Here is a 26,564-nt window from a genome sequence, read left to right on the forward strand (position 1 = left end):
CGAGCAGTCCAAGGAGCCGAGCCATGCACGCGAAGGTGCGGTCGACGGTCATGACGATGATGTTGGGAGTCTCGCTGGCGGGAGGTGCCGCGCTGGCGGAGCCCTCCCAGCAGCCCGCCACGGAGTCTCTCCGTGTTTCCACGGGGGCGCTGGCGTGGACGGAGGCGCTCGGCACCGGACAGGGCACGGGCGAGCTGGTGCGTACCCAGGAGGGGCTGGTGTTCGAGCCCTACAACGTGATGCGCCGGCGCGAGGGGCTGCGCACCCTGACGGGGCTCTACACCTTCCCGGCTCGCCGGCTGGAGCGGCCCGTGGACACGGTGCGGCCGCTGCTCCGGGCGCAGCGCTCCTTTGGGACGAGCGTCGAGGTGGACGTGCGCGTGCGCTCGGCCAACGGCGGCTGGAGCGAGTGGAGCATCTCCAGCGCGGGGGAGGCCGTGCGCCTGCCCTGGGCCGGCACGGAGGTGCAGGTGCGGCTCGCGCTGGTGGCGGATGAGCACGGCCGGGGTCCCGTGGTGCAAGAGGTGAAGCTGGAGGGCTCGCTGGAAGGCGGCACCTCCCAGCAGCTCGCCACGCTGGCCACTCCGTTGACGTACCGCGTCTATGGCACGCGCGAGGGCCTAGTGGGCGGCACGACGGCCAACGGCCACGTCATCAAGAGCTATGACCGCTTCGTGGCGCTGCCCTCGCGCCGGGCGCTCGCGAGCAACGGTGGCACCGAGTACCAGGTGAAGCTGTGCTCCACGAGGACGTCCAAGTGCGCGACCACCTCGGTGTGGGACGTGGGCCCGTGGAACACGAAGGATGACTACTGGAATGCCTCCAGCATCCGCGAGATGTGGAAGGACCTGCCGCAGGGCAAGCCCGAGGCCCAGGCCGCGTACCAGGATGGCTACAACGGCGGGTTGGATCAGTTCGGCCGCCGGCCGGCCAACCCCGCGGGCATCGACATCGCGGATGGGACGTTCTGGACGGACCTGGGGCTGAGCGACAACGACTGGATGACCGTGACGTACCTGTGGACCACGGGCGGCTCACCCCCCACCGTCGGCCTGGTCGTCGATAGCAACAACGCCAACAACGACAGCACCAAGGCCTCCGTCCAGGTGTCGGCCAACTGGACCGTGGGCGCCAACACCGGCTTCTACGGCAACAACTACTACACGGCCACCACGGCCGCGATCTCCGACCCGTTCGTGTTCAACTTCTACATGGCGGCGGCGGGCACCCGGACGATCGACGCCTGGTGGGTGGCGGCCTCCAACCGCTCCACCACCGCGCCCTTCGTCATCATCGACGCCAACGGAAACAACCTGGGCACGGTGAACGTGAACCAGCAGCTCAACGGCAGCCAGTGGAACACGCTGGGCACCTGGAGCTTCCCGGCCGGCTGGAACAAGGTCCAGCTCAGCCGCTGGACCACCTCCGGCTACTACGTCGTCGCCGACGCCATCCAGGTGCGGTAGTGCGGCACCGAGACGTCACCGGGGCGCCTGCAGCTCCGGCGACGTCTCCAACCGGCGGGCCTTCACCCACGCCTCCCACGACGCCCGCAGCCGTCCCGCGGGCGCCCCCGCTTCCTCCAGGTCCTTCCGCGCCTGCGCGAGCAGCGTCAGCACGCGCGGACGGTCCACCCCCCGTGCCTCGAGCGCCCGCGCCAGCGCGAAGCGCGCGTGCCCCTTCTCCTTGGGATGGGTGGACAGCGGCTCCAACTGCCGCACCGCCTGCTCGAGCACCTCTTGGGCCCGCGCGGCACTGCCCGCCTCCAGCTCCGCGTCCCCCAGCGTCGTCAGCACGATGGCCCGGACCAGATGCTGGGGGGAGACCCCCTTCTCCGCCAACGCCTGGGACTCGCGCGCCAGCTTCAGCGCCCCGGCATGGTCACCCCGGATGGACTTCGACTCCGCCAGGCTCTGCAGGCAGATGACGCCGTGCAGGCTCCCGCGCGTCTGGTGCTCGTCGAGGATGGCCAACGCCTGCTCCAGCAGCGGCTCGCCCTCGGCATGCCGCCCCTGCTCGACGTAGATGACGGCCAGGTTGTTGAGCGCGGCGACCAGCTCGATGTGGTCCGTGTCCGGCATGCGCCTCATGATGGCCAGCATCTGCTCGTACGTGGCCGAGCTGTCGGCCAGGTGCCACGTCATCGCCTGGATGACCCCGATGACGCTGAGCACCCGCATCGTCGAGGGATGCTCCAGCCCCACCGTCGTCTTCCAGAAGGCCAGCGCCCGCTGCCCCGCCGCCATCGCCTCCTCGTACTGTCCCACCAACGCCCCCGCCCGGAGTTGCTCGAGGAGCGCGTTGGACAGCTCCACGCTCTCCGGGCCCCCCTGGCCCTCCAGCAGCGCCACCGCCTTCCTCGCGTGCTCCAGCCCCTGCGCGTACCCGCCCTGCAGCGTGCGGATGTAGGCCAGCCGCCGCTCGTACTCCGCGCGCAGCCCCGGAGGGTTGCCCGCCGCGAGGATGGCCTCGTCCAGGTACTGCAACCACTGCTCCTGCTCCGTCGCCGTCTGGTGCCCCTGGAATTGCAGGGCGGTGACGAGCTCGAACCACGCGTGCACCATGCCCACCATCTGCCCGCTGGCCAGGAAGGCCCGGGCCGAGCGGTGCGCGCTCTCCACCGCCCCCGGCACGTCCGACGCCGAGTGCTGCAGCCGCGCCAGCACCAGCCAGGCCTCGGCCATCAACGGCCGGAAGCCAGTGGCCTCGGCGGCCTCCGCCAGGGCCCGCGCCTGCTCCAGCCCCCGCGCGGTGTGGCCCGCAACGAAGAGGGCGCGCACCTGGGCCAGCCGCCCCTGCAACTCCTCCAGCTTCGCCTGCACCGTCGGGTCCTCCGGCAACCGCTCCCGCGCCGCCAGGTGGGGCCCGTCCGCGCACGAGGCCAGCGGGATGAGCCGCTCCATCACCTGGCTCACCTGGGCCAGCCCCTGCCCATCCACCTGGGCCAGCACCTCGGCCAGCGCCTTCACCTCCACGCGCCGCCGCTCCAGGCACTGCATCCGCAGCTCCATCACCTGCTCGGACTGCTCCCCTCGCACCCGCGTGGCCTCGCAGGTGTCGCGGTGCATCCGCGTCCAGGCGCCCATGTAGCGCTCCAGCCCCGCGTCCACCCCGCGCCACGCCGTCTCCGCGTACGGCTTGCGCGTGGCCAGGAAGGCCCGGTGGATGGCCTCCTTGCGCGGCGCGTCCCAGACGCCCTCCAACGCGCGCTCCGCGCCCTCGCACGAGCGCTGGGGCCCGTGCGCCAGCCACACCGCCCCGCCGCCCGCCAGCACCAGGAGCGCCACCACGCCCAGGGCCCGCCACGGCCTCCGTCCGCCCGCCGGACGCGGTGCCTCCACCCCAGGACTCCGCCGTGTCTCCATGCCGTGCTCACCTCGTGATGCGGCCATTGAAGCCCTTCCTCCCATGTAGGAGCCACTCCGGGGGGCCGGCGTGGGGTGCACGGAGGTGGTAGCGTGGCGGCATGCAATGGCGGGTGGTGTGGCTGCTGCTGTGCGGGGTGTGGCCCGTCTCCGGAGCGTGGGCCCGGGAAGGGCTGCCCCGGGGCGAGCTGCCCTTCGTCGGCGTGGAGCTGCCGGAGCCGGGGAGGGTGGACGTCGTCACCCAGGACAGCGAGGGCTACCTCTGGGTGGCCACCCACGCGGGGCTGTACCGTTTCGACGGGCGCCACTTCCAGCGCGTCCCCGGCGCCGAGGAGGCGTGTCTCTCGGGCATCCGCGAGCTGGTGGCCGGCCCCGGGGGGGACGTCTGGTGCCTGGCGGCGGACACGCTGTCGCGCTGGCGGCGGGGACAGTGGCAGCGCTTCGAGCTGCCCTCCCGGGTGGGGTGGCCGGGACAGGACTTCGCCCTGGACGGCCAGGGCCAGGCCTGGCTGCTCACCTCGCGGGGCCTCTTCCGGCTGCGCGAGGAGGCCGGGTGCTGCGAGCCGGAGGCCGCGTGGACGGGCGAGCTGCCCCGGGCGCTGTGGGTGGATGCCTCGGGCGAGTTGTACGTCGCCGCCCTGGGCGCCCTGCACCAGCGCGGCCCGGACGGCTCGTGGCGGACGTGGGGTGCCGCCGAGGGCCTGCCCCGGGAGCAGCTGGTGGGCGTGGCGCGGGACGGAGAGGGCCGGGTGTGGACGTGGGGCTCGCGGGGCACCTGGGTGCTGCGGCCGGGCGCGCGGGCTTTCGAGCCGGGGCCTTCCGTGGGCAACGAGCTGCTGGGCGTCTCCACCGCGCTGGACGCGCGCGGCGCGCTCTGGTGGGCCGGCAACCAGGGCCTCTTCCACCAGGAGGGCGAGCACGTGCGCCGGGTGGAGGGCCTGCCCCCGGGGTGGTGGAGCCACGTCTTCGTGGACCGGGAGGGCTCGCCGTGGGTGGCGGGAGGCGCGGGACTCTTCCGGCTCGCGGGACGGGGACTGTGGCGCCGGCATGGACAGCGCCAGGGCCTGCCCTCGGAGACACCGTGGGCCCTGGAGCGCGACGCCCAGGGAGGGCTGTGGGTGGGCACCCCGCGAGGCCTCGCGCGCGCCACCGCCGAGGGCTGGCAACTGGAGGCCCCGCTGCGCGACACCGCCGTGCGCCGCATCCTCCCGGCCTCCGGGGACGCGCTGTGGCTGGCCGCGGACCGCGAGGTGTGGCGCTACGAGCCGGGCACGGGCGAGGTGCTGCGCCTGGGACGGGCCCAGGGCCTGCGGGACGCCGTGGTGCAGGCGCTCGCCTGGGAGCCGCCTTCCACCCTGTGGGTGGGCACCAGCACGGGGCTCTTCCGGGGCACCGTCACCGGCAAGGACGTGCGCTTCGCCCCCGTGGAGCTGATGCCCCACGAGGAGCCGGCGCAGGTGAACGACCTGGCGCGCGATGGCCAGGGCCGGCTGTGGGCCGCCACCGTGCGCGGCCTCTTCCTCGTGGAGCCGGGCGGCGCGCGGCGCTTCACCTCGGCCCAGGGGCTGCGTGCCACGTGGGTGCGCCTGCTCGCCACGCGCCACTCCGGCGAGCTGTGTGTCTCCTACGAGGACGCGCTGGGCCTCTCGTGCTTCCGCCCCGGGGGCACCTCCCTCGAGGGCCTGCGCCACCTGGACCGGGCCTCGGGGCTGCGCGGCAATGCCGTGCACCTCATGGGTGAGGACGTCCGGGGCCGACTCTGGGTGGGAGGAGACCGGGGCGTGGACGTGCTGTCGCGCGAGGCCGACGCGCCCGAGGCCAGCCACACCCAGGCGGACGGGCTGCCCGGGGACGACTGCGCCCCGCGCGCCTTGCTCGCCGAGCCGGACGGCACCGTCTGGGTGGGCACCCGCACGGGACTGGGCCAGTTCCTCGGCCACCTGGAGGCCGGACCGGCGGCACCTCCTCCCACGCTGCTCTCACGCCTGGGCGCGGGCGATGCGCTGGAGCCGGCCCTCCCGGGGCTGGTGCTGCCCGCCGAGGCCGGCCCCCTGGAGCTGGAGGTGACGGCCCTCACCTTTTCCGGCCAGCACGGGGTGGAGCACCAGTCGCGGCTGGTGGGCCTGGAGCAGGACTTCCGCCCCCTGACGGGCTCGCGCCTGCGTCACGCCGGCCTCCTCCCCGGCCCCTACGAGCTGCAGGTGCGCTCGCGCCTGCGCCACGGCGCCTGGGGGCCCGTGGCCTCCCTCTCCTTCACCGTGCGGCCTCCCTGGTGGCGCTCGCCCTGGGTGCCCGCCGGGGGCCTGCTGCTGCTGGGCCTGGCCGGCATGTCCGGCTTCCGCCTGCGCCAGCGCGCCCTCCAGCGGCGCAACGCCGAGCTCCAGCAGCTCGTCTCCCAGCGCACCGCCGAGCTCTCCCGCGCCCAGGAGCGCGTGCTCGCCCTGGAGAAGGCCGCCCTCGAGCAGCGCATGGCCGGCGGCTTCGCCCACGAGATGCGCAACGCCCTCACCGGGGCCAAGATGCTCATCGGCCGGGCCTACCGCGGGCCCCAGGGCACCAGCCTCCCGGCGGACACCAGCGAGCAGCTCATGGCCCTCTACCTCGAGGTGCGCGACGTGCTGCCCCCCGACGTGCATGCCTCCGTGGCCCGGCGCCTCCAGGAGGTGAACGCTCGGCAGGAAGAGCTGGACACGGTGCTGCACGACGTGGACTCGGCGCTCGGCCGGGGCCTGGCCATCACCCGGCAGATATTGGAGTACGCGCAGCTCGGCCGGCAGACGCCGGGCCAGGAGCCGGTGGCGCTCGGGCCCCTGGTGGAGGCGGTGCTGGGCGAGTCGCGCGAGGCCCTGGGGGACGTGGCCCTCGAGGTGCGGGTGCCCGACGGCTGTCAGTGGCGGGGACGGCAGGAGCACGCCTACTCCATCGTGAAGAACCTGGTGCTCAACGCGCTGGACGCGCTGCACGACAAGCCCGGCGGGGGCGAGCGGCGCCTGCGGGTGGAGGCGTGCCGCGAGGGGGAGGCGTGTGTGCTGTGGGTGGAGGACTCGGGGGTGGGCATCGCCCCGGAGCACCGCGCCCACCTCTTCCAGCCCTTCTTCAGCACCAAGGCCCACTCGGGCACCGGGCTGGGGCTGGCCATGGTCGCGCGCCTGGTGTCCCTGTACGGCGGGCGGATCGACGTCCAGTCCGAGCCAGGGCGGGGCACCACCTTCTCCGTCTTCCTGCCCCACGCGGCCGCGGCCGCCCCCACGGCGGCCGGGTGACGGCTCACCCCTCCTCGCGGCGCGCGCGCAGCAGCCCGTCCACCAGCTTCTTGTTGTAGAGCGTCATCCGGTGCATGCGCACCGCGGACTCCAGCATGTCCAGCAGCCGCGCCGTGTCCCCGTCCTTCGTCAGGTAGCCGAAGGGGTGGTGCTCGTTGATGACGGCGTAGGGGTCCTTCAGGTCCTGCCAAGCCGAATAGAAGATGATGGGCACGTCCGGGTACTTCTTGCGGATCTCCGTGCTGGCCCAGAAGCCGTCATACCCCTTCATCTTGATGTCGAGCACCACGGCGCACGTGTCGCCATCCACGGCGGCCACGCCCTCGGTGGCACCGCTGGCGAGGACCACCTGGTAGAGGCCCCGCAGCAGCGTCTCCAGCGAGCGGCGCATGCCCGGATCATCGTCCACGACGACGATGCGCGGGTGCTCGGCCTGCTCGCGCTGGGCGGCGACCACCTGTTGCAGAAGCGCATCCAGCTGTTTGAAGGCCATGAGGCTCTTTTATTAATCCATCCCCACCGCCGCCAGCATGTCTGCCACCAGCTGGGGCAGCGGGGGCCGGGCGAAGTCGGCGACGGGAGGCAGCTCCTGGGGAGGAAGGAGGGCCGCGGCGCGCTGGCGCGTGGCATGGGAGGTGAGCGGGTGGACGAGCAGGGCGCGGGTGGCGCGGTGCAGCCGCTCCCCGCCGCTGGAGGGGGCCAGCTCGGCGAGGGTGCAGAGCACGTCGAGGATGAGGGGCTGGGAGCCCACCTCGGTGGCGGCCTGGAGGGCGGCGCGCAGGCGGGCGCGGGCCCGGGGCAGCTCCCCCTGGGACAGCTCCAGCCGGCCCAGGGCCTGGAGGGACTCGGCATAGGCGCGGCGGGCGCTGAGCTGCCCCCGCAGGGCGAGCGCCTCCTCCAGCAGCCCCCGGGCGCGGGCCCCCTCCCCCTGGTGGGCGGCCACGAGCCCCAGCCCGTGGAGGGCCTGGGCCACCGTCTCCGGATGGCCCAGCGCGCGCCCCAGGTGCAGGTCCGCCTCGAGCAGCTGGCGGGCCTCCTGCACGGCGCCCAGCGGCAGCAGCACCTCGGCGAGCTGGGCGCGCAGCGGCGCGGCCTGCAGCCGCAGCCCGGCGGCCTCCAGCAGGCTCAGGCCCTGACGCAGGGTGGAGGCGGCCTGCGCCAGCTCGCCGCGGGTGTGCAGGAGGGTGGCGAGCCGGCCCAGGCAGGTGGCCACGTGGCGCTCGTCGCCGAGCACCCGGAAGGTGGCCAGGCTCCGGGAGAGCAGGCGCCGGGCCTGCACGGGCTGGCCCCGGAGGGCGGCCACCCCGGACAGCTCGCTCAAGGCCAGGGCGGTGGCGCGCCTGTCCCCATTGGCCCGGGCCAGGGACAGGCTGCCGTGGAAGCACCAGCGCGCGGTGGGCACATTGCCCTGCCGCAGCGCCAGCTGGCCCGCGGTGAGCAGGCCCAGGGTGACGTGCTCCCGGGCCCCCTCCTCACCCAGCAGCAGCAGGCCCTCCTCCACCCGGGCCAGCGCCGTGGCGGGCGGGCAGTCCGCGCCATTCAGGGCGAAGCGGGCCTGCCACACCAGCACCCGGCCCAGCAGCCGCCGCAGCGGCCCGGGCGCCTTCACGTCCACCACCGGCCGCAGGAAGCCGGTCAGCTCCACCAGCCCGGTGAAGGCCTGGTGGGGCTGCCCGCGCAGCTCCCGCGCCAGGCAGAACGCCTCCAGGCCCCGGTCCATCACCTCCCAGTGGCCATTCTGGAAGGCCCAGCGCGCGGCGGCCCGCAGATCCTCCTGCTCCGTCCCGAAGGCGGCCATGGCCTCGGCCTGCCGGGCCGTGCCGCCCAGCAGCAGGGGGTGCAGCCGCTCCAGCAGTCCGAGGAAGTGCCGGGCATGGCGCTGGTGCGTCTGGTGGTGCTCCTCGGGCAGGGCCCGCAGCTGCTCCGCGGCGTACTGGCGCAGCAGGCCGTGCAGCTCCACTCGGCCCGAGGCCGCGCGCCGTACCAGGCTCTTGTGCACCAGCGAGGTGAGCGTGGCCAGGGACGCGCCGGCCACCTCCGCGGCGGCCTCCAGCGCAATGCCCCCGCGGAAGACGGACAGCCGCCGCAGCACCCCCTGCTCCTCGGCGGACAAGAGCCGCCAGGAGTGGAGGAAGGTGTCGCGCAGGCTCTGGTGGCGCTCGGGGGCATCCCGGGGCGCGGCGAGGAAGTCGAGGCTCTGCTCCAGGCGGGTGACGAGCTCCGCCGGGGAGAAGAAGGGCACCCAGGCCGCGGCCAGCTCCAGGCCCAGCGGAGAGCCCTCGACGAGCTGGCAGATGCGCGCCACGGCCGCCTCGTTGTCCGGGCCGAGCTGGAAGGAGGCCGACACGCGCCCGGCCAGCAGCGCGAAGAGCTCCATCGACTCGCGCTGCAGGCCGTCCAGCGGCAGCAGCCACTCGCCGCGCAGGTTGAGCCGCTCGCGCGAGGTGACGAGCAGCTCGAGGCCCGGCGCGTGCGCCATCAGCTCGGCCAGCAGCGGCGTGGCCTCCAACAGGTGCTCCATGCTGTCGAGGAGCAGCAGCATCCGCCGGGAGCGCAGGTGCTCGCGCAGCTGCACCTCCGGCGGGGCCTGGGAGGGGGACAGCTCCAGCGCCTCCAGCAGCGTGAGGGCCAGCCGCTTCGGTTCGTCCATCGCCGCCAGCGGGACGAAGCGCACCCCATCGCGCCACGTCCCGGCCAGCTGGTGCGCGGCCTCCAGCGCCAGCCGCGTCTTCCCGATGCCGCCGGGCCCGGTGAGGGTGAGCAGCCGGCACGCCGGATCCTCCAGGCGCTTCACCAGCGCCGCCAGCTCGCTGGCACGCCCGTACAGCGGCGTGGCCGGGGAGGGGAGCACCACGGACGGCCGCGCCTGCTCCTCCTTCTTCACGGGCACGCTCCCGCCCGCGGCCCCCACGCCCGGTGGCGGGGCCAGCTCGCGCGCCTTGAGCGCCTCCAGCAGCCGGCTCGTCTCCGCCTGCGGCGTCACGTCCAGCTCCTGCCGCAGCACCTCCACGCACAGCTGGTACTGCCGGAGCGCGTCGGACCAGCGGCCCAGCCACGCGTACAGCTTGATCAACGAGCGGTGCGCCTCCTCATGGGTGGAGTCCAACGCGACGAGCCGCTGGGCATGGGGCAGCGCCTCCTCCCACTGCCCGCGCGAGATGAAGGTGTTGGACAGCCGCACCAGCGCCTGCGTCACCATCAGGTGGTGGCGCTCCGTGGTCAGCGACAACCACTCGTCGAAGGCGGAGCAGCCCGGAAGGGTGAGCCCCGCCAGCATGCGGCCCCGGTAGAGCTCCACCGCCTGGGCGAGCACCTCCAGCGGGGGCTCCGCCCCCCGGCCCTGGGCTCCCGCATCCTTGAGGAGGCGCTGGAACTGCGCCACGTCCACCCAGACCGCCGGCTCGGCGGACAGCTGCACCCCGGTGCGATCCGTCTGCAACCAGCCGTTACCCAGAATCCGTTGCAACTCCCACAAGGTATTGCGCAGCGACGCCAGCCCGCGCGTCTCATCCACCTCGGGCCACAACAGCCCCACCAGGTGGCTGCGCGTATGACGATGCGGGTTGCTCGCCAGATAGGCGACGAGCGCACTGGCCTTGGTGCGTTTGACTTCCACCGCGCCACCATTGTGCTCGATGACGAGGGGGCCCAGGAGGCGGAAGGTCAGGGGAGCCATGGCAGGCCGCACACTACCTCAATCCCGGTTCGTCGCATCTCTCCGGACTTCACCGGAAGTGGAGGGTTCCCTCGCGAAGGGTGAACGGGCCGAGACCTCGATGGCCGGGGGCGGGGCGGCCCGGGAGCCCCGTCCGCCCGGGACTCCGTGTGACTACTGCGACGTGGCCCAGTTGTACGTCCAGGTCAGCGAGCGGGGCTGGCCCTGGTACTTCGGCGGGTTGAGCGTGTACGCCTGGGTGCGGTCGGTCCAGTAGCCGATGGACGCATCGCTGGTGGTGCCCTGGTCCGTGAGGATGTTGCCGTGGTCGTAGGCGGGGCTGATGAAGTACAGCGAGGTGCCCGTGCCGCCGTACGCGCCGCTGCGCACGTCGCCCACCACGTAGTCATTGGAGCCGATGAGGTTCAGCCGGTAGGACACGCCGCTGTTGCCGGTGTCCCACGCGTTGTTGAGGCTGTTGAGGAACGTGCTGCCCGAGTTCATCTGCGCGCACTGCGTGGTGCAGCCCGTGAGGCCGCCGAGGTAGGAGCTGGAGGCGCCGTTGTTGGGCGTGCCGAGCAGCACCATGCCCTTGACGAGCAACGGCGGCGGGAAGCCGCTCAGACGCTTGCTCGCGCCACCCACGGCGGTACGGGCCACGAGCCCCCCCATGGAGTGCCCCACGAGGCTCACCGTCAGGCCCTTGGAGGTGTAGTTGTTGTAGATCCACCACGCCAGCCGGTGCCCCAGGGCGCCAATGCTCGTCTCGTTGGTGAAGGGGCTGGAGCCCTGCATGAGGCTCAGGGTGCTGCTCTGGTTGGGGACGACGTTGGCCAGGTTGACGTAGCAGCCGCTCTGCCGGCTGTAGATGCCGATGGTGCGCAGCTGGCTACCCCACCCGCGGTTGGTGAAGAACTGGAGGGCGCTGCTCCAGTAGGCGTCACAGGCCTGCGGGACGTTGCCGTTGTCGTACGCGGCCCGGTTGAAGTACGGATCCAACCCGCGGATGAAGAGGATGTAGTGCGTGGAGACGGCCTGCGAGGAGACGATGCGCTCGAGCTCCGCCTCCTGCGCGGCGTCGCCCACGGGCGAGGCCTGGGGGCCCAGGCCGAGCATCTCGGGCGCGGAGGGCGCGAGCTCCACGTACTCGGCGGGCGCGAGTTCCACGGGCGCCCCGGTCTCCATGGGACCACAGGCCCCCAGGGCCGCGGCGGCCACCAGGGCCAGGGCCGCTCTCCAGACGCGCATGCCCGAATCCATGACAGTGTGAGTCTTCAAAGCCTTCTCCAGATTCATCAAGTGCCGGAATGGCAGGAATTCGCGCGGGAACATACGGAGGGCACGTCAGTGCTCCGTCATTCCCACGCCGTGAGGAAATGACGATGCGCTGACGAAGAAATGACGATGTCTGGAAGCTCGAGCCCGGAAAATCCTTTCAAATTCATCCCGGAAACTTTCGCGAGCGAATTCAGACAATGAATGCATAGATAGCCATTCAGCGCATCGTCACCCGATGCGGGAGACCCCCCGTCATGTCCATGAACGTCAACAACTCCGGCCGTAAGCCCATCGCCGCCCCGAAGCTCGAGACCTCGGCCCCCACCGCTCCGGCGCAGAACACCGTGCGCGCGGCGGCCACGCCGGACACGGCGAAGGCCCCGGCGTCCAAGGACGGCTTCCAGGCCGCCACGCTCGTCGCGAAGGCGAACAACCGTCCGGCGCCGACCCTGCCCGTGGCGAGCCGCCCGGCGCCCTCGCAGCTGGGCAACAACTTCTACGGCCAGCGCGGCCAGCTCTCGCCCAACCAGACCGGGAAGATCAACGGCGCGGCGGAGCTCGCCCAGTTCGTCTTCGCCGGCTACAACGGCGGCGATCACGGGCCGGTGTCCATCACCCCGGCCACGCTGCGCCAGGGCAACACGTCGCGGCAGGTGCACCTGGTGGGCATCTCCGGCACCGAGGCGGTGGAGAACCAGAGCACCGGGTGGATCACCAACCTGAAGTCCGGCTTCCAGCAGAACAACCCCGGCCTGCGCAACGCGCGCCAGGCCATTCTCGACACGGTGCCCGCGGGCGCCGACCTCGTGCTCGCCGGGCACAGCCAGGGCGGGATGATCGCCCAGCAGCTCGCGGCGGATCCCACCATCAAGTCGCGCTACAACGTCATCAACACGGTGGCGTTCGGCTCGCCGCTCATCTCGGCCGGGCAGCGTGAGGGCGAGGTGCACCGCATCGCCGCGGCGGGCGACCCGGTGCCGCGCGCCAGCCTGCAGTCGGTGCTGCTGTCGGACTGGGCGCGCATGGGCCAGCAGGACATCCCCACGGACTTCCCCATCTCGCTGCAGAAGCCGGGCAACGGCATCGAGGCGCACATGAAGGACTACGTGAGCGAGAACAACTCCGCGCTGGCCAAGATGGACGCGGTGGGCCGGGTGTCGCCGAAGGTGCCCGTCTCCATCGAGTTCAACCCCGCCAACCGCGTGTTCTTCACCTCTCCGACGAACACCGCGGCTCCGTGAGCGGTAGGACAGAGGAATCGAACCTCCCGGGGACATGTCTCCATGCCCCCCACCGGTTTTGAAGCCCCGCCACCCGGATCGGCGGGGTCCTGGTGGGGGTCCGCTTCCCTCTGGAGCGGGGTTGACGGAGTGGAGCCATGCCTGCCCGGGGTGTTCTTCAGGAGATGAGCTTCGAGCCGATGATGCGCAGGAGCGACGAGAGCCAGACCAGGGCATAGGCGGTCGGAGGACGTTGGCCGGACGCGATCTTCGCCACCTCGTTCCAGTCATCGGACAACTGCCCCATCGTCAGGTCGGACTCGGGAGGAGGGGCGTACACCGAGTACAGGTGCTTCTCCGGGATGCTCCAGTAGAAGTCCTCGGCGACTTCGATCTCCGTACGGCCCGTTCGCTCCAGATGGTCGAACAGGGCATTTGCTGCCCGTCGCAGGTCGGAAAGCTGAATCTTCACGGTTCTCCTCCCAAATCTCTGATGGCCTTCTCGAACGCCCTGATCTCGTCCTCCAGGTGCTTGATCCGGCCGTTGATGATCCTCTGCCGGACCTCTGGTGAGGGGGCGTTCCTCAAGATGCCCTGATGGTCGAAAGCATCGGGGTTGGCCCTGTAGTCCGCCAGCTTCTGGCGGTGCTCCGCCAGTCGTGCCTTCAGGGACTGGATCGACTCCGATGGGTTGGAACTGGTCTGCCGCCCTCGCATCGTCATCGCCACCGCGTCCGGTGCCAGGGCGATGGTGACAGCCTCGGCACTCACGGCGACCGTCTTTTACTTCCCCCACCGCCGCGAGACGGATACCCACCTGCGTCTCCGCCTGCACGGCCGCCTGCATGGAGCCGGGCAGCTTCGGCACCTTCGCTGCCAGCCCCGGCGCCGTGCTGCCAATGGCCGCCATGGCCAGCATGGCGAAGGCTCGCGCCGCGTTCCGGCCCATGAGCTTGCCGTACCGCTCGCCTGCTGCGCGCAGCTCGTTGAACGTTGTAGCCCGGTCCGCCTCGTCCATCAGCCGCTTGAAACCCACGACGAGGCCCCAGAAGGTATCGACGCCCACGTAGGAAATGATCGTGGCGGTCATCACGGCCGCGAGGCCCTTCGAGATCGTCACGTCGGGAATGGTGCGTGCACCGGGCCCGGAGGCAGTTCGGGGGGCCTTCGTGCCTCCACAGGCTCCGTCGGGACCCGAGCCTAACAGGCCATCCATGGTTCCCCAGCGGGTGGCTCAAGCTGCTCGTCCCGCTGCAACAGAGGACGGCGCTGTGTGCGCGCCGTGCTCGAGCTGGTCGTTGCCCGGGGGATCTGCTCCTGGCGGTGCGTCAGGAGCCTTGAGCCGGGCAGCCCTCCTGCATGGCCGCGCTGCATTTCGGGTCATAGCGGGGGTATCGAGGGCCCTACTGACTCTGTGCGCCCCGGGAATCTATCGAGGGGGCGCTCATGGATCGTTGTGCGCTCCGTTATGAACGCCAGTGGCGGAGCGAAGCCAGCCGCAACAGCCCCGCCTGACAGCGCAGGGCTGCCTACATCACCGCCTATTTCTGGCTGGGACTGGCCCCACCAGCCCTGATGAACGCCTCCACGCTCGCCGGGTCAATGCGGAGGGCCCCCGATACCGGGATGTGCTGGAGCTGCCCGCGCTTGCAGAGGGCGTACACCGTCGCCGTGGAGACGGCGAGCCGCTCGGCTACGTCGCGCACCGAGAGCAGGCGTGCCCCCGCAGTCACAGAGGCCACAGCCGCACCTTGCAGCAAATATGCAGCAAAAGGCTTGGTAGACCCTGCGAGCGGATGGGACGGTTGGAACCCTCCTGCCTCGGAATCCCCAGGAGTTACGAGCGTTTGCGAAGGACTGATAACCCTTGGAAGGTTTGCCGGTTGGCCTCCGGAGCCTGTGCCTCCCCTGGACAGCGGGCTCGGCGCGCGACCCTGCGGGTGTTGCCTGCTGCGCGTGCCGTGCGCGAGCTGGCCGGCTCAAGGCTGCCCAGCGGGCACCGCCCTGGCGGCGTGCCCGAACCAGGCGGCCTAGCATGGCGCCCTGGATCTCGCGGCATCGCGGGGGAGGGGAAGGTAGCTAACACAGCCCCTGAGCATGGAGGCGACCTAACGAGGCAACAGGCGGCTAGCCAGCATACAGCCGTCTACATCTCCTCCCTCAGAATGGGTTCCTAGCGGACGTTTCAACCTTCCGTACTTGTTGTGTGGCTTGCCTGCTCGCTGCACCTTCCTGAACAGGCGTTCCCCCAATGTCGGGGGCCGCAACCATACTCCTCTGCTCGTTCACCGGGAGAGTCACCCATGGCGTACATCTGGATGAAGCGCCTCGCCATCGTCGTCGGAATCGACGCCTACCCTCCGCCTCAGTCGCGGCTCTCCGGCTGCGTAAGAGACGCCCAGCGCTTTGCGCGCTTCCTCCGCTCCGCCCGCGGCGGAAGCTTCGAGAAGGTCATCTTCGTGAAGAACGAGTCGGCGACTCTCGATAACCTTCGGGGGGTTCTCAGGTGGGCATCCAACGACATCTGGGAGCAGGTCGTCGTCTACTTCGCGGGGCACGGTTCACATCAGGGCCTCTTCGCGTGGGACGGGCTGATGGAGTTTACGGAGCTCGCTTTCGCCATTCGGTCAATCCGTGCGGACTGGCATCTCCTCGTCCTGGACGCGTGCCAGGCCGGTGCCGTCCACCAGTACTTCGATGGAGTCGCGGGACTGCCCGCCCCGGACGACTCCGCCGGCATCTATCTCGAGTTGTTGCGACGCGCGCACCCTGGGCTCCGAGTTCTCACCGCTGTGGACCGGCAGACGAACGCGAAGGAGCGCGATGCCCAGGGCGTCTTCACCACGGCTTTGCTGAAGGCCGCTTGCAGCGCATGGCCGGACCTTCCCCAGCACGGCGTCTCCGCTGCACGCGTCCTCTCCGAGGCCACCACGATTCTTCTCGGCAACCGCGATCCGTTGCCGCAGGGAAGCGGGTACTTGGACGACCTCCCCATGGCTCTGACCGACGTACTTCAGCCCTTGGGCGGGGCCGGGTTCCACCAAGAGCCGATGCGGGTGCCGGTGCAACCTGGAGCGCCCCTGTCGGCCCGCTTTGAATACACGGTGCGCATCACTGGCCGCCAGTTGATGCCCACGACCGTCAGCCATGTCGTTCACGACGGAGCAGACTGGAGCCACACCGCAGCGCCTCTTCGGGTGCTCCCCGCGACGAATGACGTGACGGAGCCCCTCTTCGTCTCGGTGCCGCTAGGTCAACTGCCCATGGGGCGCAGTCTTCAGTCAGTTGTCACTGTGGTGGACGAGCGCAGGAGGCATGTGGGGCAACACCGGGTAAACCACCCAGGGCTGCGGCTCAGGCGGCTCGCGCCACCGAGACCCGTGCGAGTCCTGCGTCCTTGGTGAACCTTCTTCTCAAAGGATTGGAGCCAACCGAAATGCAAAGAAAGAAGTTCCTTGAGTTCCGCTCAAACGATCTTCGGCACTTGACGGGCGGGCCCGAGCTCCCGGGTCTCAAGCCTCCACCACCAGTCATCAGCCCGATTTTCGCGCTGGTCGACACGAACGTGGTGCTCTCAACCATCTCTTGCAGAGCTCAGCTCAAGAACCCCACAGCACTTACCAACCTTGAAGAGGCGATTAATGCGGGCGTGCTGCGAGCATTTGCAACCACTGAAGTGAAAGAAGAGGTTGCAAGAAACCTTCCAACGTTTCCATGCAAAGCCCCCAGCGAGCGGATTGAGTCTGCTAAGCAGTCGATTCTTGAAAAGATCTACTTTTTCGAGCCGAGCAATAGAAAGTCCAACAATATCCAGCGACTCCTTGCTCGAGATCCAACAGACGTTCCGCATGCACGACTATTCGAGGATCTCGGCCTGGATGTCATTATCAGCAAGGATAACGACTGGGACGAGACGGATTATCCGCGCCTTGGTCTTACTGACGCGGATCTCATGCGCCTCCTCCGCGAATATTCACGTGCAGCAGTGAAACACGCCGGAATGCATAGTCTGGTTTCGACGGGGACATTGCTTACCGCAGCCACCATCGAAGGCGTATTCAAAGGATTTGCAAAGCTTTCTACTTCAATGAAGTGGATCACGGGACTGACGGTAGGTAGCCTTACATTTTTCGCGCTATGCGCCGCATCAACCCTGGATGCGCCTCCCCCGGAATCAAAGAAATCGGATACGGACTGGCCGTTCAAGAACTTCTTTGACGACTTGCGCGCCGCTGGAGAAAAATCGGCAGACTTGTCCGCACAGATCGAACGACTGCTGGAGCGCAGAGCGAAGCTAACGCTGAAACAGCACCTGCTCAGGATTTTCTGCCTCGCTGATGAGCCCCTTGCGCTCCATGAGATCGAGCAGCAGTTGCAGCGCGCTGGTCACAGGTCGCGAGCACAAAGCCCACACATCCAATTGCGTCGTGCGCTCAGTAGCGACAAGAAATTCGCCTCGACTGCTGATGGAAGATGGCAGTTGGGCGCGAAAATCAAAATCGAAGAAACAGAATATGCCGCTCGCCTTCGGGAGTTCCGCGCGTCCCTGAGACACAAGGCACAACAATCAAGACCACCCCAAGCGCACGGTGCTAACGCACGTTCGTGAACCCATCAACGGGGCACGCTTGGAATCAGCTTGCTGCCGTTGGTTACTCATAGGTTCTGCATGTGCCCGTGGTCGCGGCGCGGACCTGGGGCGTGGTATGGTGGGCGCGAGGCCTTCTTCTTCGGCTCCGGGCGGACTTGGCGCGGAGGCAAGGATGTGGCCGGCACCGGCGGCAGCGGGGCCAGGGCGTCGTGGGCGTGTACCGCCTGGGCCAGCGCAGCCTCCTCCAGGAGAGTTCCACCAGCACCGAGGGCGCGCCCGGGGCCTGCGCATATACCCAGCGCACCAGGGGCGAGGCGTCGTCTACGCGGAACTGCCGGGCCGCCTCGTCGCGCAGCGACTTCAGGGCCGCAGGCAGGTTGTCGTCAGAGTCTATCCGGCGGGGCGCCATGCGGGTGAGGCGCACCACCAGCAGCGCCGGGCCACTCCACCCGGGCCACAGCAGGTGGGTGGCGTCGCGCTGGCCCTTCGCCCGCCGGTGTCGAGTCATGGGGTGCTTGCGCTGGTTGGTGGGGTTCTTCGTCGCCACTGGCAGCTCGAAGGTGATGCAGGCCACGGTCTACAAAACCTCCTGATCCAAAGAGGACGTGTGGGACCCGCCTCCCTGTGGGACGGGTCCGCAGAGTTGCGCGCCCTCCCCTGAGCCGCTACCTTCTTTGCGAGCGCGGTGGCCTACCGCGAGACCCCTGCTCGCCAGCCCATGCCTGGCGACCGTAAGGATGGGGCAAAGGGGAGCGCTCTCCTCGGGCTGTTGGACCTCGTCACCCTGCCAGCCAGGCGTGAGGGGGCATGGGCACACCTCCGCCGTGGCTTGATGGGTTCGACGATGACCGACAGGAAAGACCTGAAGAAGTTGGTTCGCGCACGGATGGCGGAAACTGGGGAGTCGTACACCACGGCCTTGCGGCACGTGAGCAGTGGCGGCCGGTTCCGCGCCATCGTGGAGAAGACCATCCGTCTCGCTGCGGCGTGGAGGGAAGAGGAGCACCGCCTGTATCCTCCGGACAGAGGAATCATCAGCGGTGGGGAGTTGGCACGGCGCATGCGCGAGCGGCTGAGTGGAGCAGTCCCTCGCCCTGCTTTTCATGCGTATATGGAGCACCTCGAGGGGCTCGACAGAGGGGACATCGTTGCTTTGGTGACGCTGCACTACGTGGGCCGAAATGGCGATCCGGCCGCAGACACAGTCGAGTACGCATTCACCACGCAACGGGCATACGTCTCGCGTGAAGAGTCTCGTGTCACTGGTCTGAATAAGCTCATCGAGCGAACAAGCATGGACCGAGACCTCGTGAGTGGCCTGAAGCTGGCAGCCAAGATCGGGCTTGATATCGAGGAACTGTCCCGGACGACGTAGCCGTGGCCAGAACAGGAGGCAGAACCGGCACCTCTGAACGGCGGCGCGCTCTCTCTAGCGGGTGCGGAGCCGAAGCCGGAAGAGGCGAGTGCGCCGACTGAGGCAGCGGTGAGAGCGGATCTGGAGAAGTTCGGGTCGGCCTCGTCCACGCTCGCTCTGGCGTTACGCAGGCCCAATCCGTCTTCTTCCAGCCGCCCGTGGCGGGTGGCCCCAGCCATTCCCCGCCGCAGCGGGGGAGGGCGTCGTGCGCGTGCCGTGCTCGAGCTGGCCGGCTCAACGGCTGCCCGTAGGGCACCGCGACAGCGGCGCGTCAGCGGCCTTGAACCGGACGGCCCCGCATGGCCGCGCTGCGTCTCGCGTCGTCGCGGGGGTGCAAGGAGGCTTTCCCGGCCCCCTGAGCTAGTGAGTGCCGGGTAGCAGCGCCAGGACCGCGCACGTCCAGAGCCGCAGACCATCCTGGATGCGCCAATCGAGATCTCCTGCCCCTCTCACTTCGGCCCCGGTATCTTGGCGAGATGCACCGGCCTGTTCCCTGCGCGCACAGGGGCACGCACGACAACGCCGGTTCCCGGCACGTCCCTTTCAGGGACGTAAGGGCAGGGACGCAATACCTGGGGACGTAAAAGGGACGTAATCGAACGGACGCCCCTGAACGCCGACGAACACTTGAGTCCGCCCACCAAACAGCCCCAAGTGCCCGTTTTCAGAGGAGAAACGGGTCGGTAGGACAGAGGAATCGAACCTCCCAGGGACATGTCTCCATGCCCCCCACCGGTTTTGAAGACCGGGCCGGCCACCAGGTCCGGAGGTCCTACCACTCGCGATTACTGCCGGGACGCGCGCTCCACGTCAACGCCGCGTTTCAGTCCAACCCGCGCTGCCACAGGTCGTCCTCGTCCAGCCCCATCAGATGCCCGACCTCGTGCATCACCGTGATGCCGATCTGCTCGATGAGCTCCTCGCGCGTCTTCGCGAAGCGCTCCAGGTTCTTCTGGTACAGCACGATCGACGCCGGGTAGGGGTCGAAGCCCCCCATGATGCTGTGGCGCTCGCCCACCGGTGAGCCTCGGAACACGCCCAAAATGCACGGCGACAGCGGCGGATTCTCCCCCATCAGGTCCTCGTCCTTGGGAATCTCCTCCACCGCGATGGTCACGTTGTCCAGGTACTCCTTCACGTGCCCCGGCAGCGCCTTCACCGCGTCCTCCACCGCCTTGTCGAAGGCCTCCTCGCCCAGCTCCACCGGCGGGGGGAACTCCTCCGGCGCCACCGCCTGCGCCTTCCCGAACCGCTTGCGCGCCTCCTTCCCATCTCCCCGCCGCTCCGCCAGCAGCCCCAGGTAGTGGTGCGCCCACGGCTCGTCCGAGGCGTCCTTCAGCACCTCCTCGAACGCCCCCTGCGCCTCCTCGAACCGGCACAGCTCGAACAGGGCAATCGCCCGCTCCAGCCGCGCCTCCACCGACCTCGGGGCGTGCCCGAGCGCCGCCTCCAGGCTCGCCACCGCCCGCGCACACTCGCCCACCTGGTTCAGCCCGGTGCCCTCCAACAGGAGGAACTCGAAGAGCAGCTCCACATCGCCCGCCCGTTGGGCCAGCTTCCGGCCCCGGCTGCACAGCGCCAGACCCTCCTCCACCGCCTCGCGGTCGTCTCCCACCCGGCACACCAGGCACTCGGCCGCCCCGAGCAACAGCTCGACGTCCTCCGGGGCCGCCTTCAGGGCTTTCCCGTAGGCCTCCAGGGCCTCTTCCACCCGCCCCAGCTCCGTCAGGGCCGCCGCCCGCCAGTGCAGGGCCTCGGGCAGCCCCGGGGCCTTGGCCAGCAGCGCCTCCGCGCCGGCCAGGGCCTCCTCGAAGGCTCCCTCTTCAAATGCCGCCGCCACCCCGTCGAGCCGAACCTCCACGTCCGACGGCGCCGCCTGCTTCGACGTACGCTTCCCCATGTGCGGCCACATACGAACCCCTTCCGCGCGTTGTCAACGTGCGTCACCGCTGTTACGTTCCGCGGCCCCTGACTCCTCTCGTAAGGGCCCGTGAACATTCTGGTCGTGGATGATGACGTCGAGCTGTGCACGCTGCTCTCTCGGTTCCTGGAGAAGCACGGGTACACCGTCTATTCCGCGGCAGACGCCTTGCAGGCCCTCGACATCCTCGAGCGTCACACGGTGGGCCTCGTCATCAGTGACTACCGGATGCCCCACATGGACGGCATCCAGTTCACCGAGATGCTCAAGGCCGACCCGCGCCACCAGACCACCTCCGTCATCCTCATGACGGGCAACGCGGACGGCAACGTGCACGACAAGGGCCTGCGCAAGGGCGTGGCCATGACGCTGGAGAAGCCCCTGGACTTCAATCAGCTTCTCAACCTCGTGCGCTTCGCCGAGTAGCCCGCCCGCCATCCGGGCCGTCCGCTCTCCCACAGGCACTCCCTTCCGTGTTGACAACCCGGGGCCGCCTCTTATTTTGGCGCTCGCCTGGGCCGAGTGCTAACCCCCGCATCCCGGCCCGCGTAGCACATTCATCAATCTTTTCAGGAGGTTACGATGGCAGCCAAGGAGATCTTCTTCCACCAGTCCGCCCGGGACGCGATCCTTCGCGGCGTGCGCACCCTCGCGGACGCGGTGGCGGTGACGCTCGGCCCCAAGGGCCGCAACGTGGTCATCGAGAAGTCGTACGGCTCGCCCACGGTGACCAAGGACGGTGTGACGGTCGCCAAGGAGATCGATCTCGAGAACAAGTTCGAGAACATGGGCGCCCAGATGGTGAAGGAGGTGGCGTCCAAGACGTCCGACAAGGCCGGTGACGGCACCACCACGGCCACCGTGCTGGCCCGGGCCATCTACGAGGAGGGCCTGAAGCTGGTGGCCGCCGGCCACAGCCCGATGGACCTCAAGCGCGGCATCGACAAGGCCGTGGAGACGGTGGTCGCCGAGCTGAAGACGCTGTCCAAGCCCACCACCGACAAGAAGGCCATTGCCCAGGTGGGCACCATCTCCGCCAACGGCGACGAGACGATCGGCCACATCATCGCCGACGCCATGGAGAAGGTGGGCAAGGAGGGCGTCATCACGGTGGAGGAGGGCAAGGGCCTGGAGACGACGCTGGACGTCGTCGAGGGCATGCAGTTCGACCGCGGCTACGTGTCCCCGTACTTCGTCACCAACCGGGACCGCATGGAGGCCGTGCTCGAGGACGCCTACCTGCTCATCAGCGAGAAGAAGGTCTCGGCGATGCAGGATCTCATCCCCGTGCTCGAGCAGGTGGCGCGCTCGGGCAAGCCGCTGCTGATCATCGCCGAGGACATCGAGGGCGAGGCCCTGGCCACCCTGGTGGTGAACAAGATCCGCGGCGTGCTGAACGTGGCCGCGGTGAAGGCGCCGGGCTTCGGTGACCGCCGCAAGGAGATGCTGCAGGACATCGCCACCCTGACGGGCGGCTCGGTGGTGAGCGAGGAGCTGGGCCACAAGTTCGACGCCCTCACGCTCAATGACCTGGGCCGCGCCAAGCGCATCACCATCGACAAGGACAACACCACCGTCGTGGACGGCGCGGGCAAGCGCGAGGCCATCGAGGGCCGCATCAAGCTCATCCGCGGCCAGATGGAGACGACCACCAGCGACTACGACCGGGAGAAGCTCCAGGAGCGCCTGGCGAAGCTGGCCGGCGGCGTGGCCGTCATCCACGTGGGCGCCGCGACCGAGACGGAGATGAAGGAGAAGAAGGCCCGCGTCGAGGACGCGCTGCACGCCACCCGCGCGGCCGTGGAGGAGGGCATCGTCCCCGGCGGCGGCGTGGCCTACCTGCGCTGCCTGGCCGCCCTGGACAAGATGAAGCTGGGCGGTGAGCAGGACTTCGGCGTGGACATCATCCGCAAGGCCCTGCAGGAGCCGCTGCGGAAGATCGCCTCCAACGCGGGCCTTGAGGGCGCCGTCATCATCAACAAGGTGCGCGAGGGCAAGGGCGCGTTCGGCTACAACGCCCGCACCGACGTGTTCGAGGACCTGGAGAAGGCCGGCGTCATCGACCCGACGAAGGTGGAGCGCACCGCGCTGCAGAACGCCGCCTCCGTCGCCTCGCTGCTGCTGACCACCGAGGCCATGGTCGCCGATCGCCCCAAGAAGAAGGCCAAGGGCGCGGGCGCCGGCGGCGCCCCGGACTACGGCGGCGACGACCTGGAGTACTGAGCCACAGCGTCAACTGAGTTGAGTGCCCGGCCCCGGATGCCTCCCTCGTGGAGGTGCCCGGGGCCGCGGTGTTTTGGGGACCCGGTCAGCGCGGAGGGAAGACCCTCACCCCGGCCCTCTCCCAGAGGGAGAGGGAGTGCCGAGGAGCCGGGACAGCTCGTGGCCGAGCGCTCGCGCCTCCAGGTCCCGGGGCAGGCACCCGGACGCCCCGGCGCGTAGGGCCTCCAGCACCGTCTCCTGGGTGAGGTACCCGGCGAGCACCACGAAGGGTGCTCCCTGGCCCAGCTTGCGTGCCAGCTCCAGCGCCTGGCGCCCGTAGGCGGTGGTCAGCTCCCAGCTCACCACCACGGCCACCGGTGGCTCCGCCGCGGGCTCGGCGGGCGCCTCCGTCAACACCCGCGCCTCCAGTCCCAACAGGGCGAGCGCCTCGGTGAGCTGCCGGGCCGTGGCGGGGCTGTCCTCGAGCACGTCCACGCGGCGGCTCGCCGGGGCGGTGCCGGGGCGGGTGGGGACGGCCCGCGCGAGGGCCTCGCGCAGCTTCGTGCGCACCTCGCGGATGTCGTCGAAGGGCTTGAGCAGGTAGTCCAGCAGCCCCAGCTCCAGCGCCTGCTGCGCCGTCACCAACGAGGGGTAGCCCGTCATCAGGATGACGCGCGAGCCAGGGTCCAACCGGCGCGCCTGCTGCGCCAGCTCCAGGCCCGAGAGGCCCGGCAGGTTCTTGTCCGTGACGATGAGGTCCACCGGCCCGCGCTTCAGTTGCTCGAGCGCGTCCTCGGCCGTCGCGGCCTCGATCACCTCACACTCGCGGCCCATCAGGTCCTTGAAGACGCTGCGGATGATGTCCTCGTCATCCACCACCAGCAGGCGGCGGCGCGCGGGCGCCGGAGCGGGGACGGTGGGGGAGGGGGCCGCGGCGGCGACAGGGAGGGCGCCCGGGGCGGGGAAGAGGACCCGGAAGACGGTGGAGGGCGCGGGCTGATCCGCCAGCACCGAGGACGGGACGAGCTCCAGCCGCGCGTGGTGCTCCTGCGCGATGCGCCGGCACACCGCGAGCCCCAGGCCGGTACCGCGCTTGCTGCCCGTCACATAGGGCTCGAAGAGGCGGGGACGCACGGCCTCGGGGACGCCCGGGCCCCAGTCCGCCACGTACATCACCGGCGACGTCCCCTCGCGCGTCAGCACCACCTTCACCCGCCCCGGCCCCGACACCGCGTCGCGCGCGTTGTTGAGGAGGTTGAGGGTGAGCTGCTCCAGCAGCCGGCCATTGCCCTGCACGCTCACGTCCTCGGGCGCCTCCACCTGGATGCTGACGCGGGAGGAGTCCGGGTTGAGGGCGAAGGCGCGCGCCGCCGCCTGCACGTGCGCCACCAGCGACACCGCCTGCTGCGGCGCGGGGCGCTCGCTGGCCAGCCGGGTGAAGTCGGAGATGATCTGCTCCATCCGCTCCACCTGGGCGAGCATCTGCCGCAAGGGACCGCGCGAGCCGATCTCCTCGGAGAGCATCTGGGTATAGGCCTTCACGCCCAGGAGCGGCTGGCGCAGCTCGTGGAGCACTTCGGCCGCGAGCTGGGTGGAGCCCGTGCTGGTGCGTTGCAGCTCCGCGGCGGCGGCCTTCGCCGCCGGCAGATCGCCCGCTTCCAGGGCCTGCAGCAGGTGCGCGAGCGGGACCGGGATGTCCATGGTTCATCAGCATGGCCGAGCCACCCGCCCCGCCGCAACGCGCGGCGCTGGAATCCGTTGACCAGCGGCCCCTGGCGCACGGATGCTGCCGGTGCCTACACGGTCCGCCCATACTGGCCGTACGTCCCCGGGAGTGCTTCATGCCGCAGACCAATCCGTTCCACGCGATGGTGCCCAGGAAGTTGACGGACTCGGAGCTGGCCCGCGCCATCCGGTTGGACATGGAGGCGGAGCTGGACGCCATCAACCTCTACGCCGCCCACATCGAGGCCACGGACAACGAGGACGCCAAGGCCATCCTCCGCCACGTCATGGACGAGGAGCGCGAGCACGCCGCGCTCTTCTGGGAGCTCATCGCCCGGTTGGATCCCGCCCAGGCCGAGCACATCAAGGTGATGTCGCGCAAGTACGAGCTCATCGTCTCCGGCGCCTCGCACGAGGACGTGGAGTCGGCGGGCGAGGGCGCGGAGGGTGGGGGCGGGGCCGAGCCCCGTCCGGACAAGCGGCTGACGGTGGGCTCGCTGCGGCGCTGAGCGCTCTTCAGCTTCCGGTGGGCTGGCTGTGGCGCGCCGGAGGCGTGGCCTCCAAGTCCTTGGCCGCCATGTAGACGACGTTCCGGCTGCCCTTCTTGCCCCGGTACATGGCCCGGTCCGCCAGATCCAACAGCGTGGACTTGTCCTGGGCGTGCTCGGGGAAGCTGGCCATGCCGATACAGGTGGAGAGCTCCAGCGAGTGGCCCTCGCGCGCCAGGAAGCGGTGGTTCTCCACCGTGCGGCGGATGCGCTCGGCCACCTTCAGCGCGCCGCCCGAGTCGGTGCCCCGCAGCAGCACCACGTACTCGTCCCCACCGTAGCGCACCGCCACGTCCCTGTCCCGCACGCACCCCTTGAGCACGCGCGCCATCTCCACCAGCAGCTGCGAGCCCACCAGGTGCCCGTGCGTGTCGTTGACGCTCTTGAAGTAGTCCAGGTCCAGGAACAGCAGGCTGAAGACGCCGTGGGTCTGCTGGGCGTTCTTCACCTCGCGATCCAGCACCAGGTGCAGGTAGCGGGTGTTGAAGAGGTGGGTGAGGTCGTCCAGGTAGGCCAGGTCCTCCACCTCGGCGATGCGGCCCAGGTTGCGCAGGGCCAGCGCCAGACAGCGGGCGAGGAAACCCGTGGCCTCCGCGATGCCCTCGGGCGGAGAGCCGGGGTAGAGGAGCAGGGCATAGCCGAGCAGATCCTCCCCCTCGATGGCGGGGACGGCGAGCGCACGCGGCCAGCTCCCCGGCAGCCCCTCCAGCACCCGCACCTCCCGGGACGTGCCCAGGCGCGGCGCGAGCGAGGCGACGAGGGAGGCCTCCTGCATCGGGCTGGCCAGCCCCTGGGCACCCAGCAGCCGCGAGCGGCCGCTGCCATCGCTCTGGAAGAGCAGCGCGGCGCTGGCCGACGTCATGGACAGGAAGGCGGCGCAGGCCGTCTCCGTCAGCCGGGCCCGGTCCAGCGTGGTGGAGATCCGCTGTCCCGTCTCCAACAGGGACACGTACCGGCGCAGCGCGGCGTTCTCCCTCAGCAGCTCGCGCGTGGCGAGCGCCCGGTTCACCGCGTGCTGGAGCACCTCCGGCGCCACCGGCTTGACGAGGTACTCGGAGGCCCCGCTCTTGATGGCGCGCACCGCCGGGTCCACCTTGTCCAGGCCGGTGATGACCACCACCTCGATGCCCGGGTAGTGCTCCTTGGTGTGGCGCAGCACCTCCATCCCGTCCCCGGTGGGGAGGATGAGGTCCGTCACCACGACGTCGTAGGGGGCCTGGGCCAGCGCCTCCTTGACCTCCGGGATGCTGGCGACGGCGCTGACCTCGTGGCCCACCCCACGCAGGTAGTCCCCATACACGGCCCGGGCGATTTTTTCGTCGTCGACGAGGAGCAGGCGCGCCATCTCACCGAAGGGCTTACCACCCCGGCTCCGGGGCTGC

20 protein-coding genes and 2 tRNA genes are annotated in these 26,564 nt (G+C 69.9%); 9 read left to right on the forward strand and 13 right to left on the reverse strand.

Annotation, left to right across the window (positions count from 1 at the left end):
- Positions 1-23 precede the first annotated feature (23 nt).
- Positions 24-1,466 carry a hypothetical protein gene (locus NR798_RS19190; protein ID WP_375772935.1) on the forward strand — a complete coding sequence of 481 codons (1,443 nt, stop codon included), beginning with the start codon at positions 24-26 and terminating at the stop codon, positions 1,464-1,466.
- A 15-nt stretch (positions 1,467-1,481) separates the two neighbouring features.
- Here NR798_RS19190 and NR798_RS19195 read toward each other — a convergent pair whose 3' ends face one another.
- Complete coding sequence (locus tag NR798_RS19195; protein WP_375772936.1) at positions 1,482-3,392, reverse strand: tetratricopeptide repeat protein; 1,911 nt, start codon at positions 3,390-3,392, stop codon at positions 1,482-1,484.
- Positions 3,393-3,466: 74 nt separating this feature from the next.
- On the opposite strand from NR798_RS19195, the gene NR798_RS19200 reads away from it, so the two are divergent.
- Positions 3,467-6,628, forward strand: a complete 3,162-nt coding sequence (locus NR798_RS19200) for an ATP-binding protein (RefSeq protein ID WP_375772937.1) — start codon at positions 3,467-3,469, stop codon at positions 6,626-6,628.
- A 4-nt stretch (positions 6,629-6,632) separates the two neighbouring features.
- On the opposite strand, the gene NR798_RS19205 is transcribed toward NR798_RS19200, so the two are convergent.
- From NR798_RS19205 to NR798_RS19215, 3 genes are all read right to left on the reverse strand, one after another.
- A complete protein-coding gene (locus NR798_RS19205; RefSeq protein ID WP_047858281.1) occupies positions 6,633-7,121 on the reverse strand; it encodes a response regulator in 489 nt (162 codons plus the stop codon).
- A 12-nt stretch (positions 7,122-7,133) separates the two neighbouring features.
- Positions 7,134-10,304, reverse strand: coding sequence for a BTAD domain-containing putative transcriptional regulator (locus NR798_RS19210; RefSeq protein ID WP_375772938.1), 3,171 nt, complete (start codon positions 10,302-10,304; stop codon positions 7,134-7,136).
- A gap of 153 nt (positions 10,305-10,457) precedes the next feature.
- Positions 10,458-11,531, reverse strand: a complete 1,074-nt coding sequence (locus NR798_RS19215; protein WP_375772939.1) for an esterase/lipase family protein — start codon at positions 11,529-11,531, stop codon at positions 10,458-10,460.
- 284 nt (positions 11,532-11,815) lie between these two features.
- On the opposite strand from NR798_RS19215, the gene NR798_RS19220 reads away from it, so the two are divergent.
- Positions 11,816-12,802, forward strand: coding sequence for a hypothetical protein (locus tag NR798_RS19220; protein WP_375772940.1), 987 nt, complete (start codon positions 11,816-11,818; stop codon positions 12,800-12,802).
- Between the two features lie 4 nt (positions 12,803-12,806).
- Here the strand turns inward: NR798_RS19220 and NR798_RS19225 are convergent.
- The 4 genes from NR798_RS19225 to NR798_RS19240 form a co-directional block, all read right to left on the reverse strand.
- Positions 12,807-12,893 (reverse strand) — tRNA-Sec (locus tag NR798_RS19225).
- 66 nt (positions 12,894-12,959) lie between these two features.
- Positions 12,960-13,253 (reverse strand): hypothetical protein, encoded by a 294-nt coding sequence (locus tag NR798_RS19230; protein WP_375772941.1) that lies wholly within the window; start codon positions 13,251-13,253, stop codon positions 12,960-12,962.
- Positions 13,250-13,552 (reverse strand): hypothetical protein, encoded by a 303-nt coding sequence (locus NR798_RS19235; protein WP_375772942.1) that lies wholly within the window; start codon positions 13,550-13,552, stop codon positions 13,250-13,252. Before NR798_RS19235 ends, NR798_RS19230 begins: the two co-directional genes overlap by 4 nt.
- Positions 13,553-14,322: 770 nt before the next feature.
- Positions 14,323-14,523 (reverse strand): helix-turn-helix domain-containing protein, encoded by a 201-nt coding sequence (locus NR798_RS19240; RefSeq protein WP_375772943.1) that lies wholly within the window; start codon positions 14,521-14,523, stop codon positions 14,323-14,325.
- A gap of 561 nt (positions 14,524-15,084) precedes the next feature.
- Between NR798_RS19240 and NR798_RS19245 the strand changes: the two genes are divergently transcribed.
- Positions 15,085-16,185: a caspase domain-containing protein gene (locus NR798_RS19245; RefSeq protein WP_375772944.1), complete on the forward strand. Its 1,101-nt coding sequence runs from the start codon at positions 15,085-15,087 to the stop codon at positions 16,183-16,185.
- Positions 16,186-16,217: 32 nt separating this feature from the next.
- Complete coding sequence (locus tag NR798_RS19250; RefSeq protein WP_375772945.1) at positions 16,218-17,390, forward strand: hypothetical protein; 1,173 nt, start codon at positions 16,218-16,220, stop codon at positions 17,388-17,390.
- Between the two features lie 43 nt (positions 17,391-17,433).
- Here the strand turns inward: NR798_RS19250 and NR798_RS19255 are convergent, their stop codons facing one another.
- Positions 17,434-17,946 carry a hypothetical protein gene (locus NR798_RS19255; protein WP_375772946.1) on the reverse strand — a complete coding sequence of 171 codons (513 nt, stop codon included), beginning with the start codon at positions 17,944-17,946 and terminating at the stop codon, positions 17,434-17,436.
- A gap of 270 nt (positions 17,947-18,216) precedes the next feature.
- On the opposite strand from NR798_RS19255, the gene NR798_RS19260 reads away from it, so the two are divergent.
- Positions 18,217-18,747, forward strand: a complete 531-nt coding sequence (locus NR798_RS19260; protein ID WP_375772947.1) for a hypothetical protein — start codon at positions 18,217-18,219, stop codon at positions 18,745-18,747.
- A gap of 720 nt (positions 18,748-19,467) precedes the next feature.
- Here the strand turns inward: NR798_RS19260 and NR798_RS19265 are convergent.
- Positions 19,468-19,563, reverse strand: a tRNA-Sec gene (locus NR798_RS19265).
- A gap of 46 nt (positions 19,564-19,609) precedes the next feature.
- Entirely contained in the window at positions 19,610-20,686 is a 1,077-nt protein-coding gene (locus NR798_RS19270) for a metallopeptidase family protein (protein ID WP_375772948.1), read from the reverse strand.
- A gap of 90 nt (positions 20,687-20,776) precedes the next feature.
- On the opposite strand from NR798_RS19270, the gene NR798_RS19275 reads away from it, so the two are divergent.
- Complete coding sequence (locus tag NR798_RS19275) at positions 20,777-21,133, forward strand: response regulator (protein WP_047857047.1); 357 nt, start codon at positions 20,777-20,779, stop codon at positions 21,131-21,133.
- A 156-nt stretch (positions 21,134-21,289) separates the two neighbouring features.
- Positions 21,290-22,930 carry a chaperonin GroEL gene (groL, locus tag NR798_RS19280; RefSeq protein WP_375772949.1) on the forward strand — a complete coding sequence of 547 codons (1,641 nt, stop codon included), beginning with the start codon at positions 21,290-21,292 and terminating at the stop codon, positions 22,928-22,930.
- Between the two features lie 105 nt (positions 22,931-23,035).
- On the opposite strand, the gene sinK is transcribed toward groL, so the two are convergent.
- Complete coding sequence (sinK, locus tag NR798_RS19285) at positions 23,036-24,610, reverse strand: hybrid histidine protein kinase/response regulator SinK (RefSeq protein ID WP_375772950.1); 1,575 nt, start codon at positions 24,608-24,610, stop codon at positions 23,036-23,038.
- 140 nt (positions 24,611-24,750) lie between these two features.
- On the opposite strand from sinK, the gene NR798_RS19290 reads away from it, so the two are divergent.
- Positions 24,751-25,143, forward strand: a complete 393-nt coding sequence (locus NR798_RS19290; RefSeq protein WP_375772951.1) for a demethoxyubiquinone hydroxylase family protein — start codon at positions 24,751-24,753, stop codon at positions 25,141-25,143.
- Between the two features lie 7 nt (positions 25,144-25,150).
- Here NR798_RS19290 and NR798_RS19295 read toward each other — a convergent pair whose 3' ends face one another.
- Complete coding sequence (locus NR798_RS19295; RefSeq protein ID WP_375772952.1) at positions 25,151-26,527, reverse strand: diguanylate cyclase; 1,377 nt, start codon at positions 26,525-26,527, stop codon at positions 25,151-25,153.
- Between the last annotated feature and the right edge of the window lie 37 nt (positions 26,528-26,564).

Origin of the sequence: Archangium gephyra (assembly GCF_042230915.1) — a bacterium.
Taxonomy (GTDB): Bacteria; Myxococcota; Myxococcia; order Myxococcales; family Myxococcaceae; genus Archangium; species Archangium gephyra_B.

Coding starts and splice junctions, on each gene's coding strand:
- NR798_RS19190 (WP_375772935.1), top strand. CDS start 24: ATGCACGCGAAGGTGCGGTCGACGGTCATGACGATGATGTTGGGAGTC.
- NR798_RS19195 (WP_375772936.1), bottom strand. CDS start 3,392: ATGGCCGCATCACGAGGTGAGCACGGCATGGAGACACGGCGGAGTCCT.
- NR798_RS19200 (WP_375772937.1), top strand. CDS start 3,467: ATGCAATGGCGGGTGGTGTGGCTGCTGCTGTGCGGGGTGTGGCCCGTC.
- NR798_RS19205 (WP_047858281.1), bottom strand. CDS start 7,121: ATGGCCTTCAAACAGCTGGATGCGCTTCTGCAACAGGTGGTCGCCGCC.
- NR798_RS19210 (WP_375772938.1), bottom strand. CDS start 10,304: ATGGCTCCCCTGACCTTCCGCCTCCTGGGCCCCCTCGTCATCGAGCAC.
- NR798_RS19215 (WP_375772939.1), bottom strand. CDS start 11,531: ATGCGCGTCTGGAGAGCGGCCCTGGCCCTGGTGGCCGCCGCGGCCCTG.
- NR798_RS19220 (WP_375772940.1), top strand. CDS start 11,816: ATGTCCATGAACGTCAACAACTCCGGCCGTAAGCCCATCGCCGCCCCG.
- NR798_RS19245 (WP_375772944.1), top strand. CDS start 15,085: ATGGCGTACATCTGGATGAAGCGCCTCGCCATCGTCGTCGGAATCGAC.
- NR798_RS19250 (WP_375772945.1), top strand. CDS start 16,218: ATGCAAAGAAAGAAGTTCCTTGAGTTCCGCTCAAACGATCTTCGGCAC.
- NR798_RS19260 (WP_375772947.1), top strand. CDS start 18,217: ATGACCGACAGGAAAGACCTGAAGAAGTTGGTTCGCGCACGGATGGCG.
- NR798_RS19270 (WP_375772948.1), bottom strand. CDS start 20,686: ATGGGGAAGCGTACGTCGAAGCAGGCGGCGCCGTCGGACGTGGAGGTT.
- groL (WP_375772949.1), top strand. CDS start 21,290: ATGGCAGCCAAGGAGATCTTCTTCCACCAGTCCGCCCGGGACGCGATC.
- sinK (WP_375772950.1), bottom strand. CDS start 24,610: ATGGACATCCCGGTCCCGCTCGCGCACCTGCTGCAGGCCCTGGAAGCG.
- NR798_RS19290 (WP_375772951.1), top strand. CDS start 24,751: ATGCCGCAGACCAATCCGTTCCACGCGATGGTGCCCAGGAAGTTGACG.
- NR798_RS19295 (WP_375772952.1), bottom strand. CDS start 26,527: ATGGCGCGCCTGCTCCTCGTCGACGACGAAAAAATCGCCCGGGCCGTG.